14 protein-coding genes are annotated in these 15120 nt (G+C 71.6%); 6 read left to right on the plus strand and 8 right to left on the minus strand.

Annotated elements, in window-relative coordinates; genetic code table 11:
• Nucleotides 1–57: 57 nt before the first annotated feature.
• From ACSRUE_RS11245 to ACSRUE_RS11255, 3 genes are all read left to right on the plus strand, one after another.
• The gene (locus ACSRUE_RS11245) at nucleotides 58–1056 is read left to right on the plus strand and encodes a hypothetical protein (RefSeq protein WP_441291004.1); all 999 of its coding nucleotides are present in this window, start codon (nucleotides 58–60) and stop codon (nucleotides 1054–1056) included.
• On the plus strand, nucleotides 1046–2227 hold the full coding sequence (locus ACSRUE_RS11250) for an alpha/beta hydrolase family esterase (protein WP_441291005.1): 1182 nt from the start codon (nucleotides 1046–1048) through the stop codon (nucleotides 2225–2227). Before ACSRUE_RS11245 ends, ACSRUE_RS11250 begins: the two co-directional genes overlap by 11 nt.
• Nucleotides 2228–2411: 184 nt before the next feature.
• Nucleotides 2412–3113 carry a tRNA-uridine aminocarboxypropyltransferase gene (locus tag ACSRUE_RS11255; RefSeq protein WP_441291006.1) on the plus strand — a complete coding sequence of 234 codons (702 nt, stop codon included), beginning with the start codon at nucleotides 2412–2414 and terminating at the stop codon, nucleotides 3111–3113.
• A 15-nt stretch (nucleotides 3114–3128) separates the two neighbouring features.
• On the opposite strand, the gene ACSRUE_RS11260 is transcribed toward ACSRUE_RS11255, so the two are convergent.
• The 4 genes from ACSRUE_RS11260 to ACSRUE_RS11275 form a co-directional block, all read right to left on the minus strand.
• Nucleotides 3129–3989, minus strand: a complete 861-nt coding sequence (locus tag ACSRUE_RS11260) for a CAP domain-containing protein (protein WP_441291007.1) — start codon at nucleotides 3987–3989, stop codon at nucleotides 3129–3131.
• Nucleotides 3990–4064: 75 nt separating this feature from the next.
• On the minus strand, nucleotides 4065–4544 hold the full coding sequence (locus ACSRUE_RS11265) for a hypothetical protein (RefSeq protein WP_441291008.1): 480 nt from the start codon (nucleotides 4542–4544) through the stop codon (nucleotides 4065–4067).
• Nucleotides 4545–4593: 49 nt separating this feature from the next.
• The gene (locus ACSRUE_RS11270) at nucleotides 4594–5118 is read right to left on the minus strand and encodes a hemerythrin domain-containing protein (protein ID WP_441291009.1); all 525 of its coding nucleotides are present in this window, start codon (nucleotides 5116–5118) and stop codon (nucleotides 4594–4596) included.
• A gap of 183 nt (nucleotides 5119–5301) precedes the next feature.
• A complete protein-coding gene (locus ACSRUE_RS11275; protein WP_012240084.1) occupies nucleotides 5302–5529 on the minus strand; it encodes a hypothetical protein in 228 nt (75 codons plus the stop codon).
• A gap of 275 nt (nucleotides 5530–5804) precedes the next feature.
• Between ACSRUE_RS11275 and ACSRUE_RS11280 the strand changes: the two genes are divergently transcribed.
• A complete protein-coding gene (locus ACSRUE_RS11280; RefSeq protein WP_441291010.1) occupies nucleotides 5805–7088 on the plus strand; it encodes a hypothetical protein in 1284 nt (427 codons plus the stop codon).
• Nucleotides 7089–7106: 18 nt separating this feature from the next.
• Here the strand turns inward: ACSRUE_RS11280 and ACSRUE_RS11285 are convergent, their stop codons facing one another.
• Nucleotides 7107–8000: a class I SAM-dependent methyltransferase gene (locus tag ACSRUE_RS11285; protein WP_441291011.1), complete on the minus strand. Its 894-nt coding sequence runs from the start codon at nucleotides 7998–8000 to the stop codon at nucleotides 7107–7109.
• Between the two features lie 288 nt (nucleotides 8001–8288).
• Nucleotides 8289–8996: a TVP38/TMEM64 family protein gene (locus tag ACSRUE_RS11290; RefSeq protein ID WP_441291012.1), complete on the minus strand. Its 708-nt coding sequence runs from the start codon at nucleotides 8994–8996 to the stop codon at nucleotides 8289–8291.
• 62 nt (nucleotides 8997–9058) lie between these two features.
• Here ACSRUE_RS11290 and ACSRUE_RS11295 point away from each other — a divergent pair, with 62 nt between their 5' ends.
• A complete protein-coding gene (locus ACSRUE_RS11295) occupies nucleotides 9059–9808 on the plus strand; it encodes a TetR/AcrR family transcriptional regulator (protein ID WP_441291013.1) in 750 nt (249 codons plus the stop codon).
• 39 nt (nucleotides 9809–9847) lie between these two features.
• On the opposite strand, the gene ACSRUE_RS11300 is transcribed toward ACSRUE_RS11295, so the two are convergent.
• Nucleotides 9848–10120 carry a DUF2277 domain-containing protein gene (locus ACSRUE_RS11300; protein WP_441291014.1) on the minus strand — a complete coding sequence of 91 codons (273 nt, stop codon included), beginning with the start codon at nucleotides 10118–10120 and terminating at the stop codon, nucleotides 9848–9850.
• 389 nt (nucleotides 10121–10509) lie between these two features.
• Here ACSRUE_RS11300 and ACSRUE_RS11305 point away from each other — a divergent pair, with 389 nt between their 5' ends.
• The gene (locus ACSRUE_RS11305) at nucleotides 10510–13287 is read left to right on the plus strand and encodes a hypothetical protein (RefSeq protein WP_441291015.1); all 2778 of its coding nucleotides are present in this window, start codon (nucleotides 10510–10512) and stop codon (nucleotides 13285–13287) included.
• Nucleotides 13288–13398: 111 nt separating this feature from the next.
• On the opposite strand, the gene ACSRUE_RS11310 is transcribed toward ACSRUE_RS11305, so the two are convergent.
• Entirely contained in the window at nucleotides 13399–14838 is a 1440-nt protein-coding gene (locus ACSRUE_RS11310) for a PAS domain-containing protein (RefSeq protein WP_441291016.1), read from the minus strand.
• Nucleotides 14839–15120: the final 282 nt, after the last annotated feature.

Raw genomic sequence — 15120 nt, forward strand, 5'->3', positions numbered from 1 at the left:
CTGTGCGGCGTTACTCTGTGGCGCGCAACGAGGCTTCTCGTCGATACTTATCAATTTATGACGGTAGAGCTGATTCATGCCATCGTTCGTCAGACCACCGTCCTCATCGCCCAGCTGGCGACCTCGGGCGGCTGGCGTGCCCCTCTGGCCCAGCTCGCAGACCAGGTGTTCCAGGACCTGGTCACCGAGCTCGAGCGGCAAGGCGTCAGCCGCAAGGTGAGCGCCGACATGTTCGGCATGGGGCTCCGGACCTATCAACGCCGCGTCCGGCGGATCACGGAGAGCTCGGTCGAGCGGGGCCGTTCGCTCTGGGAGGCCGTGCTGGACCACATCCGCCGCCGGGGGATCACGCCGCGGGCCGAGATCTTGAGGGCGTTCGCCGGCGAGGACGACGTCCTGCTCCGCGGGGTGCTCTTCGACCTCTGCGAGAGCCGCCTGATCTTCCAGGCGGGGCAGGGGGCTCAGGTGGTGTATCGCGCGGTGTCCGACGACGAGCTGGGCGCGCTGCGCGCGATTCGCTCCGGCGAAGGCGTCGACGAGCTGGTCTGGGCGATCATCTACCGGGAAGGCCCGCTCGCGCGCGACGAGCTGCTGCAGCGGACGCACATCGAGCGCGCGGAGCTCGACGCCGCCCTGGGGCGCCTCGTGGAGTCGGCGCGTGTCGAGCGGACCGGGGAGGGCGCCGGGGCGACGTACAGCGCCGGGAGCCTCTATGTGCTGCTGGGCTCGCCCGTGGGGTGGGAGGCGGCGATCTTCGATCACTTCCAGGCGATGGTGAAGACCATCCTGTGCCGGCTGCGCGAGGATCGCTCCGCGCCCGGCCTCGGCGATCGCGTCGGGGGGAGCACGTATACCCTCGATGTGTGGCCCGGCCATCCGCACGAGCAGCGGGCCCACGAGACGCTTGGGCGCCTGCGCGCCCAGCTGGTCGAGCTGCGCGAGCAGGTCGAGGCCTTCAACGCGGCGCACGAGAGGCCGGACATGTACACACAGGTCGTTCTGTACATCGGACAGTGCTTGATCCAGCAGGACAGCGGGGGCGGCGATGCGATCTAGGGTGGTCGTGACGGCGTGCCTCATCGCGGGCGTGACGGGCGGGGCGCTCCTCGGCTCGGCCTGCAGGGACATCGGCCCTCAGACCGGGAGCGAGACCAACTTTCTCAGGAGCTGCGATGCCAGCTGCGCGGACGGCCTCGCCTGCATCTGCGGCGTCTGCACGCGCGCCTGTTCTGTCGCCGGCGAATGCGCGGCGCTCGCCTCCGGCGCCGCGTGCGTGGCCGTGGCGGAGCGGCCTGGCGAGGCGGCCTGCGCCGCGGCCGAGAGCGCTGCGTTCTGCGATCTCACCTGCAGCGGCGACGCCGATTGCGAGGCCCTCGGCGCGCCGTTCCGCTGTCAGGGCGGCTTCTGCCGGGTGCCTGACGATGGCGAGGCGACCGCGTGCCCGGTCACCACCCTTGCGCCCGGCGACAACGACCGCACGGTGACGGTCGGGGACACCACCCGGAGCTACGTCGTTCGCCTCCCTGCAAACCACACGGGCGCGAGCCCCATGCCGCTTGTGCTCGATTTTCATACGCTGGGCGGGACCCCGGCGGAGGAGGCCGAGGCCTCGGGATACCGCGAGCTCGCCGAGGCCGAGGGGTTCCTCGTCGCGTGGCCGCAGGGCATCGACGGCGCGTGGAACATCGGTCCGTGTTGCACGACGTCGCGCGACGTCGACGACGTGGGGTTCGCGCGCGCCCTGGTCCAGGAGGTCCAGAAGGAGGCGTGTGTCGACGTCAAGCGGGTCTATGCCGTCGGCGTCGCGAACGGCGGCGGGATGGCCTACCACCTGGCCTGCAACGCCGCGGACGTCTTTGCCGCGGTCGCTCCCAGCGCGTTCGACCTTCTGGCGGCGTCGGAGCAGCCCTGCCAGCCGTCACGGCCGGTGACCGAGATCTCGTTCCGGGGTACCGCGGACTTGCTGGTGCCTTACGAGGGCGGGGCCCAGCAGGCGCCGAACGGCGCGAACATCACCTTCCTCGGAGCCGCCGGCACCTTCGAGAGGTGGGCCGAGCTGAACCGGTGCACGGGATCCCCGAGCGCGGCGGACAGCGACGGTTGCTCGACCTACTCAATCTGCGCAAACGGCGCGGAGGTGACGCTGTGCACCGCGGAGGGCGGCGGCATGACCTGGGGGAGCCCCGAGATCGGGTGGGCCACGCTGAAGCGGCATTCGCTTCCTTGAGACGGAGGCGGCGACCGATTCCGACGCCGGCCGGCCACCCCGCGTCGGCGCTCACCACCAGCCGATGTCCTGGATGACTATGCCGGCATCATTGACGACGATGCCGGCGTCGAGCAGCGCCTCGATGTGCGGAGTCGTTTGACCGGGACGGCCGGCGCGTGGGAGAACGCCCGGCCCGGACGCGATGACGTTCCTCCCGCTGCAGCCGCCCGATCTTCCCGCCATCCGCGCGCGCGGGACGCCGCGCTGCCGCGGCTGCGGCTTGCCGCAGGCGATGTGCCTCTGCGGCGCGCTGCCCCGGCTCTCCGTGCGCACGCGCGTCGTGCTGCTCACCCACCGGATCGAGCGCACGAGGAGCACCAACACGGGCCGGCTCGTCGCGCGCCTGCTCGAGGGCGCGGAGGTGCGCGTGCGCGGCGAGATCGCGCCGCGGCCGCGCCCGCCGCTGCCGGAGGGGCGCCGGCTCGTGCTCTTCCCGTCGCCCGAGGCGCGCGCCCTCACGCCCGACGACGCGAGCGGCGAGCCGGTGGTGCTGCTCGTCCCTGACGGCAACTGGAACCAGGCGCGCCGCGCGGTCCACCGGGACGCCGACGCGCGCGGCGCCGAGCCGGTCACGCTGCCCGAGGGCGCGCCGAGCCGCTACGGCCTGCGCCGCGCGCCGCACGAGGGCGCCCTGTCGACGCTGGAGGCCGTCGCGCGCGCGCTCGGCCTGCTCGAGGGCGCGGCCATCGAGCGGCGCATGATGGAGGCGTTCGACGTGTGGGTGCACCGCGCGACGCGCGTGCGGCTCACCGGCAAGCTCGAGGAGGGCGCGGCGGTCCTGGGAGAAGATGAATCCGCCGAGGCCCGCGCGAGCGCGGCCTCCGATGGATCAGGCGGCCCGTGAGCGTCTCCGCGCCCGTCACCGGAAGTTCTGCACCGCCCAGACGCTGCCGTCCGCGAAGGTGTGGAACCCGCAAGCCACCTTCGTGAAGCGGGTGCTGCTCATGTTGATGAAGTGGCCGTGCTTCTCGAAATCCTCGCCCGGCCCCTCGTCCCACATGACCTGCAAACACGAGACGATCATCGATTCCGGCGGGCCTCCCCACCCGGGGCACTCGTTCTGGGCGTTCTCGTTGCAAGCGCCGAACGCGCCGTGAAACTCGCCGGTGTTCCCGTCGGACTCGGCCTCTTCATCGGAGCACGACTCCGCCTCGACCCAGCGCGCGAGGGGCGCCAAGCCGAGCGTGGCGCGGTGCTCGTTGATCGTATCGACGCACAGCTGCGCCGCGCCGGTGGCGCCGCCCGAGCCGCCAGCGCCGCTCCCGGAGCCCTCGCCGCTCGAGCCCCCGGTGCCGGCCGTGGTCGAGGCCGTGGCCGAGCCCCCGGCGCCCTGCGCGGAGGAGCCGCCGGCGCCCTCGGCCGACGAGCCGCCGGTGCTCGCCGTGGTCGAGCCCCCGGCGCCGCCGGCGCCCTGCGCAGCCGAGCTGCTGGCGCCGCCGGCGCCCTCGGCCGACGAGCCGCCTGTGCCTGCCGTGGCCGAGCCGCCGGTTCCCTGGGCAGACGAGCCGCCGGTGCCCGCCGCGGTCGAGCCGCCGTTGCTGGTGCTCGGCCCGCTGCCGGAGTCTCCCGGGTGGATCACGGCGCCGGCGCCGCTCGACGGCCCGTCGCCTTCGCCATCGCGCGACGCGTCGCCCACCTCACCGACGCAGCCCGACAGCACAGCACCGATGAACGTCGCGGCGAGCGCGACGGCGCATGAAGGAGTCCGAGGGTTAAGCATCCGTCGAGTCTATGGGGCATTCGACGCATGCTCAACATCGACCGATCCTGCTTCACTTTTGCATGCTTGAGCGGCTCAGGCTCGATTGGCGGGCTTCCCGCGTGTCTGTGCGGAGAGAAGCGCGCGTGTCGCATGAATGTGTGTTCGTTTGCTTCGTATTCCACCCGTGCGAGACAGGACACCGCATGCCAGCGAGCTGCGACCGCCCTTCAGATGTCGTCCCCGCGGCCCGGCGGCCCGTGGAAACTTGAACGCTCGCCGGGCCCTGGCCTCGTCTTCCGCTTCCGCCGACCGAGGCGCGCGGCGCCTCCGCTGGAGATAGACGATCGTCGCGCCGGCGAGCGCGTTCGCGACCATGAGCGAGTTCGTCGCCACGAAGACCCAGCTCTGGAGCATCCAGCTGTAAATGACGAACCCGAACGACGCGGCCAGCTGGCCGACGAAGAGCCACCTGGAGATGCCCTGGCTCGTCTTGCTCCTCCACTGCTTGTAGACCTGATTGCCGATGGTCAGCACGAGGACGCCGGAGCTGACCCAGCCGATCGCGTCTTTCATGTCTCACCGCCGGACCGCCGCTCGGCCTCTCTCCTCGCGCAGGGCCTCGTCAGGCCCGTGCCGCGCCGTTCGCGTGGCCCTCGTAAATCGCGTGGCTCGCCTGGTCCGCCGACGTCTTCTTGTAGCCCGCCGGCAGGAGCGCCTCGTAGCCCTCGGCCAGCCGCTGCTCGAACTCCGCCTTCATCGACCTGCCGAGCTCGGCGAGCCGCTTCTCGTCCACGGCCTTCTCGACCGCCGGGAAGAGCTCCTTTTCCTCCTCCTCGACGTGGTGCTGGATGAGCTCCTTCAGCGTCGTCACGCGCGCCTTGAACGAGAGATCCTCCGGGGAGGTCGAGAGCAGCCGCTTCAGCGCGAGCTCGGCGATGGCGTGCTCCTCGAAGCTCTCGAGGATCAGGTCCTCCTTGATCTGCTGCACCGCGGGATAGAACGTCTCCTGCTCGATCGCCATGTGCGCGGCGAGCTCGTTGGCGAGCTCGGCGAGCACGAGCGCCGGATCCGATCTGCCGCTCTCGAGCTGCTTGAAGAGGGACTCCACCTTGCGATGCTGCTTCTCGAGCAATGACGTCGCTTTCATTTCCTGCCTCCATGGTGCGCCGCGCCTCGGCGCGGCCGGGGTGGTTCGGGTTTCATCGCCGGCCGGGGCGCTCTCGCGCGCGAGGCGCTCCGGCCAGCCTTGCTCACGGCTCGACGCGCGGCGAGGGGCGAGCGCACGGGCTCGCCCCTCGCCGCGCGAACGGCCCGAGATCGCTCGGGGCCGCTAGTCGGTCTTCTCCTCGATCTTGTCCCCCGCCTTCTCGGCCGCGTCGCCCGTGGACTCCGCGGCGTCCTTCGCCTCGTCCTTGACGTCGCGCGCGGCGTCGTCCACGGCCTCTCCCGCCTTCTCGGCCGGTCCCTCCGGCTGAGGCTTGCTGCCGCCGCAACCGATCACACCGACGCAACCGATGACCATGCTGCCCAGGAGCAGCGATCGAATCCCTGTTTTCACGGTATCTTCTCCTCCGCGCTCGACCATGTCAGCAATGCCTGGGCCAAGCCGCGCCGAGCGCCCGCGCGTGTTCCTCGTCACCACACCCTCGGATCCGGGGATCGCGCCCCTGAGACACATCGCCTCGACCGTGGCGTCCTGCGACGCGCAATGGCCGCCCGCCCAGATCCGGGAGGAGGGCGCTCGTGGCGCAGGGGAGGCCCCGGCCGGCGGCGCGGGCGCCTCCGCTTGGCCTCCGCGGCGATCGGAGCAAGACTCCCGCCCGGAACCGCGACATGAACCACGACTTCGCCAGCGCGCTCAGCGCCATCTTCACGGGCGAGCGAGCCCGCCTGCTGCACGTGATCGTGCCGGCACACGTCCACGGCCACACGCTCGCGCTGCTGCGAGCGCTCGGTGAAGCAGGCCCGGCGCCCCGTCCCGTATGGGTCCTGGCCGATCCGGTCTACGGGCCCAGCCGCGGCTGGGCGGCCCGAGAGCACGCGCTGTCGCGCGAGCTCGGCGCCCCGGCGGCCCTCGCGACGCCCGAGCACGGCCCGCTGCGCGAGCCGCTCGACGCCTTCGCCAGCGCCCTCGCGGCGCACGTCGCCGCCAGCGCCCCGGACGGGACCGCGGTCGTCGTGCTGGCGCCGCAGCACATCGATGACCCGCGCGCCTATGCCCGCGACCTCTTCTGGCTCGCGCATTGCCCCGACCTCGCGCTCGTGCGCTGGGTCCTCGTCGATCCTGCCCACTCGAGCGTCGGCGATCTGCTCGCGCGCCTCGGCGAGGGCGCGTCCCGCGTCGTGTGGCCGGAGGCCGACGGCGCGGCCATCGCCGATCTCGAGCGCGTGATCACCGAGCTCTCGGCGCGCGGGCGGCGCCTCCCCGCCGATCTGGAGCTGCGCATCGCCGCCGAGTCGCCCCTCCGCGCCCCGGAGCTCCTGCCCGCGCGGCGCCTCCTGCACGAGGCGGACACGTGTTTTCACGCGGGGCGGCACGCCGAGGCCGCGGAGCTCCAGCAACGGGCCGAGGAGATGCTGGCGAGCCGGGGGCTGGGCGAGGAGGCCGTCCACATCACCATGCAGCGCGCGCGCTCGCTGATCGCGGCGGGCGTTGTCGAGGAGGGGCAGCGGGTGTTCGTCGCCGCGCTGAAGGAGGCGGAGCGGCGCGGCCTGTTCGCGATCGTGCCCGAGGCCTACGCCTCGCTCGGCAGCCTGCACAGCAAGCAGCGCCGCTTCCTGGACGCGTCGGAGGCGTACGCGCGCGCCGGAGAGCTCGCGAACCGCCGCGGGAGCCACGAGTTCGCGGCGGACATGCACCGCTGCTCCGGCCACGCGGCGCTCAACGCCGACATGCCGGACGCCGCGGCGACGGCGTGGCGGCGGGCGTTCGAGCTGCTCGGCTCCGTGGCCCCGATGGTCGGCGCGCTGGAGAAGCCCCAGCAGATCGTCGTGCTCGGGCTCTCCCTTGCCGACGTCTTCGAGGAGCACGGCAACCTCCCTGCCGCGCGCGGGCTGCGGGGCCACGCCGAGGCCATCGAGACCCGCCACCCGCGGCGCTCCGCGACGTGGAGCTGAGGCGCGGCGCCGGCCGGGTCAGGCCGGCGGGCGCGCGGGCGGCGGGGCAGCGCCCGGGCCGGGCCGCTCGGCGACGAGGAGCCGGGTGTTCGTGGCCGGGTTGGACGGCGCGAACGGGGCTCCGAGCTGCCGGGCCCAGTCCGCTGCGCCCGTGTCGCGCAGCGCCCGGAACCCGGCCCGCTCGACCTCGGCGAGCATCACCTCGCGCCGGCGCAGGCCGATGAGCGGCTCGCTCCAGAGCCACGTGAGCAGGCGGAGGATGCGCTGCGTCCGGCGCGGTTCGGGCGGTTCCATGTAGTACACGAGGAGCACGCTGCCCGGCGCCGAGGCGTCGGCGAGCGCCCGCAGCGTGGACCGCAGCGCCTCGTCCGACAGGTACATCACCACCCCCTCCCAGACCCACGCGGTCGGCTCGTCGGGTCGATGGCCGGCCGCCGAGAGGCGCGCGGCGAGCGCGTCGCGCTCGAAGTTGACGGGCACGAAGGTCAGCTGCTCCACGAGCGGCGGCAGCCCCGCCGCCTTGCGCCGCTTGAAGGCCTGCGTCGCCGGGTGATCGATCTCGAAGAACCGGGTCGCCGAGAGCGCCTTCATCCGGAAAGCGCGCGTGTCGAGCCCCGCCCCCAGGCTCGCGACCTGGCGGCACCCGAGCGCCACCGCGCGCTCGAGCTCGATGTCGATGGCCATCACGCGCAGCGGGACCGCGGAGAGCCGGCCGAGGGCGCGCGCGCGCTTCGCGGGGTCCAGGCGCCGGAGCCGGCGCGCGAACAGCGCGAGCGCGGCGCTCCACCGGCGCGACAGCAGCCGGTGGACGACCGGATCCTCGAAGCCCGGGACATCGGTCAGGCCCTGGTCCGCGAGCGCCCGGATGAGGGCGACGATGGATGCCGTCTGGCTGGGGCGACGCTCACGCATGCCTCGTGCATAGCCTCCGGCGGCGGGCTTTCAACGCGCGAGGCCCTGGGCAGCGGCCCCGCGGCGCGGTGACGCGAGGAAATTTCGTCGCTTCCGGTTCATCGATCCCGACCCGGCAGCTCCGAGCGGCGCCGTCGCCGTCCAGGCCGGACACGGGGCGGCGCGGCTCGGCGGCGGCCGGGACTCCGGTGCTCGGATCAGCCGCCCGTGGTGTCGATGAATCTCCCCGTCTCCCCGCCTCCCTGTTCAATTTTTTCTTCTCTAAAATGCCGGCAAAAGAGGCATCGGTCAGGAGGGGACGACGCCGCGCCTGGAGCAGCGCCTGGCCAGCCATAGAAGGACCATGACGGCCACCGCGGCGGCCCCCATTCCGGCCCACGCCGACGGGGGCGCGTCGCGCAGGGCGTCGAAGACCCGCTGACCGAAATAGGCAGTCGCCAGGAGCGGCAGGGCGTACCCGGCCAGCGAGCCCCAGAAATGCGTCCAGAAGCGCACCCCGGAGACGCCGAAGAAGACGTGGAGCATGGGCGGCATCCAGAGGACAAGGCGGAGCACGAACACCGTCAGGAACGCCCGCTGCTTCAGGGCCTCGTCGTAGGCGCGGAAGCGCGCCGGCACACGCGCGGCGACCCAGTCGCGGGCGACGAAGCGCGCGAACGAGAAGCCCACGACGCTCGCCGCCATGGTGCCCGCCATCGAGAGCGCGAACGCCACCGGCCAGGGCCAGATGAGCGGCGCCGCCAGGATGAACACCGTGCCCGGCACGCCGAACGGCTGGAGCGCGGCGTAGGCCAGGACGAACGCGACATACCCCCACGGCCCGAGCGAGAGGAGCGCCTGCTTGATGCGCGCGGGCTCGCCGAAGATCTCGAACAGCCCCATGCGCTGCGCGACGACGAGGAGCGCGGCGGCCGCGGCGACCACGCCGAGCTTCGCCCCCCGGCGGGCGCGGAGGGGAGAGCGCGCGGGATTGGCCGGGGAGGCGGGCTGGCGCACCCGACGTACCTGACAGCCCACCTGCGCACCGTCAAGGTTCCTGTTGACAATTTGATCAATTATTGTCAATATTGACCATCGTGAACGAGGGCGAGCCGCGCTCCACCGACAGACCCGCCGAGGATCTGCGCCGCCGCAGGCTGATGGACGCGGCGTTCACGGTGTTCCTGCGCTTCGGCTTCCGGAAGACGTCGATGGACGAGGTAGCGCGCGTGGCGGGCGTCTCGCGGCAGGGCCTCTACCTCCACTTCGCCACGAAGGAGGAGCTCTTCCGCGCGTCCGTGGGGCACTTCCTCGACGCCGCGCTCGCCGCGGCCGCGGCCGCGCTCGCCGACGCGGAGCGCCCCCTGGAGGAGCGGCTCGTGGCCGCGTTCGACGCGTGGATCGGCCGGTTCGTCGGCGCGCTCGGGGCCGGCGCGGCGGATCTCTCGACCGCCGCGAACGAGCTCGTCGGCCCCCTCGTCGCCGAGCACGAGGGGCGGTTCGTCGAGGCCGTGGCCGAGGCCTTGCGCGCCTCCGGGCTCGCGGCCGCCTACGCGCCCGCGGGGGTCACCGGGCGCCAGCTCGCGGACACCCTGGTTTCCTCGGCGCGCGGCCTGAAGTACGGCGCCGCGACGCGCGAGGCCTTCCTCGAGGGCATGGCCATCGCCGCGCGCGTCGTGTGTTTGCCGGCGCGGCGCGCCCGGGAGGCGAGGGCGGGGCACTCACCGCACGCGGCGCCATCACGGCAAGGAGAGCCGCCCGCGCCGGGCCCTCGCCGCGAGGGCAAGGGGCGCGGCGCGGCGCGCAAGGGGCGCGGCACGGCGCGATAGCCGGAGGGCCGCCCCAGCGCGGCGCGGCGGCCCTGCGCCTCAGCCCCGGCTGAAGCGCAGCCGCGAGCGCTCGCGCGCCTTGGTCGCCTCGACCTCGCGGTCCCGCGGCGCGGTGGTCGTGGACAGCGACGCCATCAGCACGCGCGCCGCGGCCGCGACGTCCTCCACGGCCTGCGCGAACGCCGCTTCGTTGGCCTGCGACGGCCGGTTGAAGCCGCTCAGCTTCCGCACGAACTGCAGCGACGCCGCCCGGATCTCCTCCTCCGTCGCCGGCGGCTCGAAGTTGAACAGCGTCCTGATGTTCCGGCACATGGCGATCTCCCGAGGCTCGATGTGTACGGGGGACGATCCTAGTCTCGAGCCGCGCCGGCGGTCCAGGCGCTCCGCGCGCTGGCGCACACCACAGTCGTTGACGCGGCCACCGTGTAGGCGATTCGCGCATACACGCGGCGAGATACGTGGCGAGACGCGCGGCGAAATACGCGGCGAAACACGCGGCGAAATACGTGGCGAAACACGCGGCGAAATACGTGGCGAGACACGCGACAAACGCGACACGGCCGCATCACGACATCACCCTTGTTGGCTGCCCAACAGGGAGCACACCAGCGGCATCAGGAAGTTCTTGATTCCTCAAGGATAACCGTGCACTTCTATACTGAGGAGTCCTTTTGCCAAAGCCCCCTGGCAAGGAGGTCGGTATGCGCCCACATCGTGCACTGCGCTCCCAGAATCGCCTGCTCTCCACCGCCGCCACGCTCGTTTGCCTCGCTGTCGGGGCAAGCGCGGAGGCGGCTCCGTCGTACACCCTCTTCGAGAGCGGTCAGGTCCGACCGCTCGCGCTGTCACCAAGCCGAAACCTGCTCTTCGCGGCCAATACACCCGACAACCGTCTGGAGATCTTCTACGTCTCGTCGGGTGGTCTGACACACATTTCATCCGTGACCGTCGGCCTGGAGCCCGTCGCCGTCGCCGCGCGCAACGACGGCGAGGTATGGGTCGTCAATCACCTCTCCGACAGCGTCAGCGTCGTCGACGTCTCGTTCCCCTTGCGGCCGCGGGTCGTGCGCACGCTCCTCGTCGGGGACGAGCCGCGGGACATCGTCTTCGGCGGTCCCGGGCGGTCGCGCGCGTTCATCACCGCCGCCCACCGCGGCCAGAACGCGCCGTTCGATCCGCAGCTGACGACGCCCGGGGTCGGCCGCGCCGACGTGTGGGTGTTCAACGCGAGCGCCATCGCGACCCAACCATCGCTCGGAGGCACGCCCCTCACGATCCTCTCCTTCTTCACCGACACGCCGAGGGCGCTCGCGGTCAGCCCGGACGGGGCCTCGGTGTACGCCGCCGGCTTCCACACCGGCAACCGCACGACCGCCGTGCACCGCGCGATCGTGGAGGACGAGGGCGGGATGCTGCCGCCGTTCACCAACCACCTCGGGGAGCCGCAGCTCACGACGTCGCTCATCGTCCAGCACGACGGAACCCACTGGGTCGACGCCGGGGGCAACCCCTGGGACGACTCGATCATGTTCTCGCTGCCCGACAAGGACGTCTTCGTCATCGACGCCACGGCCAATCCCCCTGTCCAGCGGCCCGGCAGCGCCGGCTTCTTCACCGGCGTCGGGACCGTCCTCTACAACATGGTCGTCAACCCGGCGAACGGGAAGGTCTACGTCTCCAACACCGAGGCGTTCAACCTCGATCGCTTCGAGGGCCCGGGCACCTTCGCCGGCACGACCGTCCGGGGACACCTGCACGAGAGCCGGATCTCCGTGCTCGGCAGCGGCGGCTCGGTCCTGCCGCGGCACCTGAACAAACACATCGATTACTCGACCTGCTGCGCTCCGGTGCCCAACGCCGAGAACGCGAAGAGCCTGGCCACGCCGGTCGACATGGCGGTGACGAGCGACGGATCGAAGCTCTACGTCGCCGCGTTCGGGTCGAGCAAGGTCGGGGTCTTCCAGACGGCCCAGATCGAGAATGACACCTTCACGCCGAGCCTCGCGAGCCAGATCCAGGTCACCGGCGGCGGGCCGAGCGGGCTCGCGCTCGACCAGCCGCGCGGCCGCCTGTACGTGCTCACGCGCTTCGACAACTCCATCTCGATCGTCAACACGTCCACGAACACCGAGACGGCGCACATCGCGCTCCACAACCCCGAGCCGGAGAGCGTGGTCCGCGGGCGGAGGTTCCTCCATGACGCGAGCTTCTCGTCGGCCCACGGCGACTCGTCATGCGCGAGCTGCCACGTCTTCGGCGACCTCGATAGCCTGGCGTGGGACCTCGGCAACCCCGACGGGGACACCGTGACGAACCCTGGGCCGTTCACGAACATCAACCCGCCGTTCCCCGCCGACACCTCGCTGAAGCCCATGAAAGGGCCGATGACGACCCAGAGCCTGCGCGGCATGGCCAACCACGGCCCGATGCACTGGCGCGGCGACCGCACGGGCGGCAATGACGCGTCCACCGCGCAGCCGGACAGCGGGGCCTTCGACGAGCGCGCGGCGTTCGAGAAATTCCAGGGCGGCTTCACCAACCTGCTCGGCCGGCACGCGCCGATCCCCGACGAGGACATGGAGGCGTTCACGGACTTCATCCTCCAGCTCTCGTATCCGCCGAACCCGATCCGGAACCTGGACAACTCGCTGAACACCGATCAGCAGGCCGGGCGCGATCACTTCTTCCGCGAAGGCGGCGCTGGGACCTTCTCGTGCAATTCGTGCCATACCCTGGACCCGGACGGGAACGCCGGCACCAGCGAGCCTTTCCCTGGCTTCTTCGGGACGGACGGCGCGAGCATCGGCCAGGAGAACGGCCAGAGCTTCAAGATCCCCCACCTGCGCAACATGTACCAGAAGATCGGCATGTTCGGCATGGCCCCCGTCCCGAGCCTCTTCCACCTGGGAGACAACGACTTCAAGGGCGACCAGATCCGCGGCTTCGGGTTCATGCACGACGGCGCGATGGACACGCTCTACCGCTTCCACCAGGCGATCGGGTTCGAGCAGAGCGAGTTCTCGCCGAACGGCTTCCCGCCCGGCGCGCCCGGCGAGCTCCTCCGCGAGCAGGCCGTGGAGTACATGCTCGCGTTCGACACGAACCTCGCCCCCATCGTCGGGCAGCAGGTCACGCTCGGCTCGCACAACGCCACGGCGGCCTGGCCGCGCATCGATCTGCTCCGCCAGCGCGCCGAGGTCGGGGAGTGCGATCTCGTGGCGAAGCTCCCGTTCCTCCTCGAGGAGACCGGCCTCCTCTATATCGGAGGTGGTCAGTTCACCGCGGCGCGCGCCGCGGCCCCGCCCTTGAGCGATCTCGTCCTGCGCTCGCTCGCCGCGCTCACCGGGCACCCGGTGACGTACACCTGCGTGCCGCCGGGCTCGGGCACGCGCATCGGCATCGACCGCGACGGCGACGGGTTCCTCGACGGCGATGAGTGCGACGCGGGCACGGATCCCGCGGATCCGACGAGCCACTGAGCCGCCGCTGCGTCGACTGAGTCGACGCCAGCGCCGCGCCGCGCCGCCCTCCACGCGGCGCGGCCGGCGCGACGCGGCGCGGCCGCGCTCCATGCGGTACGGCGCGGCGCCTCAGCGGCGGCGCGCGCCCATGCACCAGCGCAGCGCTTCCTTCAGGCTGCGCAGCGTCTTGACCTGCGAGAGATCGAAGCCGAGGCCGACCATCGTCTGCGCGACCGGCGGGCGGATGCCGGTGACCACGCCCTTGCAGCCGAGCAGCGTCAGCCCATTGACGATCTTGATGAGGTGCTGCGCCGTCGTCGTGTCGACCGAATCGAGCCCGGTGAGGTCGAGGATGGCGAAGGCGGATTGCTTCTCCACCACGCTCGCGAGCAGCGACTCCATCACCATCGCCGCGCGATCCGCGTCGACCGAGCCGATCAAGGGGACGATGAGCACGTCCTGCCAGACCTCGATGATGGGGCTCGACAGCCGCGCGATCGACTCCTGCTGATCCTGCGTCAACCGCAGCTGCTCCCGCAGCTGCTGCTCGACGCGGAGCTGCTGCGTGATGTCCTCGCAGATGGCGCCGACGCCGGTCGTCTCCCCGAGGACGTCCTTCTGGGGAACGAACCTCGTCCGCCAGATCCTGTCTCGCCGGACCTGCTCGACCTGCGCGATCTCCCCGGAGAGGGCGTGCTCGAAGGCAGCGCGCACGTCCTCGGTGTCGCCGCACAGCTCGCGCATGTGCTTGCCCAGCTCGCCTCGCTCCGTACAACCGATCTGCGCGAGCGCCCCGCCCTGCGCGATCACGCAGAGGCCGGCCCTGTCGAACGCCAGGATGGCGATGGGCATGCTGTCGATGCAAGCGCGGAGCAGCTCCCCCTTCACGGCGAGCCTGACATCGTCGGCCAGGTTGATGCCGAACGTCTGGACGCCCACGATCTCGCCGTCATCGTCCCGGCGGGGGGCGTAGTGCACGATCCAGTGCACGCCCCCGGCCACGGTGTCCGTGCGGACCGGCTCCCCCGCGAGGACGCGCTGGCACAGGTCCATGATCTCCGCGTCCGCGCCGTAGAGATCGAACATGTTCCTTCCGACGAGCTGATGTGGTTTGATCCCCATGCTCTCGAGCCCGTTGCCGTCGGAGACACGGAGCGTGCCCGCCCGATCGCACCACCAGACGATCGCATCCATCGTCTGGAACACGTCGACGAGGATGCGCGCCTGGTCCTCCCACACCCCGCGATCGGGCTTCACGGCAGCCCAGAGCGCCGTGTCGTCGGCTCGCCACAGCGTCCAGTGCAGCGGGACGCTCTCCCCGCGGGCGCCCACGACGCGCGCCGCGGCGGAGACGCTGCCCGCGGCGGCGCGCGCGCCGGTGATCCGGGCTGACAGCTCGCCCCGATCGTCCTCGTGAACGCGCTCGAGGAGCCGCCCGGACGGGCCAACGCAGCGCTCCCAGGCCGCGTTGCAGGCCACCACCTCCCCGGCGCTGGAGAGCAACGCCAGCGGTGTGGGTGTGCCGTCGAGCAGTGTCTTACACGAGAGCGAAGCGAGCCTGTCGTCCATTGAATCCTTGCAGGAGGCCAGAAGCGACGAGCCTCGGCGCGCCAGCCCCAGGCTTCTCACGGTGGGTGAACCAACGCGCTGTGGGCGCCGTCACGACGCCGGGTGCGAAGAGGTGGGATGCTGCTCGGATTCTCGGCGCTGGGGTCATCGAGCCTGGCACCATGGCGAACCGTAACGTGGTGATATCATTTGGGGGCGCCGAGACGCCAGCCTCATCGCTAGACGCGCCGCGGCGGATCGAGGCCCGCGCGACCCCGGCCGGAGGGCGAGCGCCCGCTGCCC

This window comes from Sorangium sp. KYC3313, assembly GCF_052075895.1.
In the GTDB taxonomy this organism is placed as follows: domain Bacteria; phylum Myxococcota_A; class Polyangia; order Polyangiales; family Polyangiaceae; genus Sorangium; species Sorangium cellulosum_B.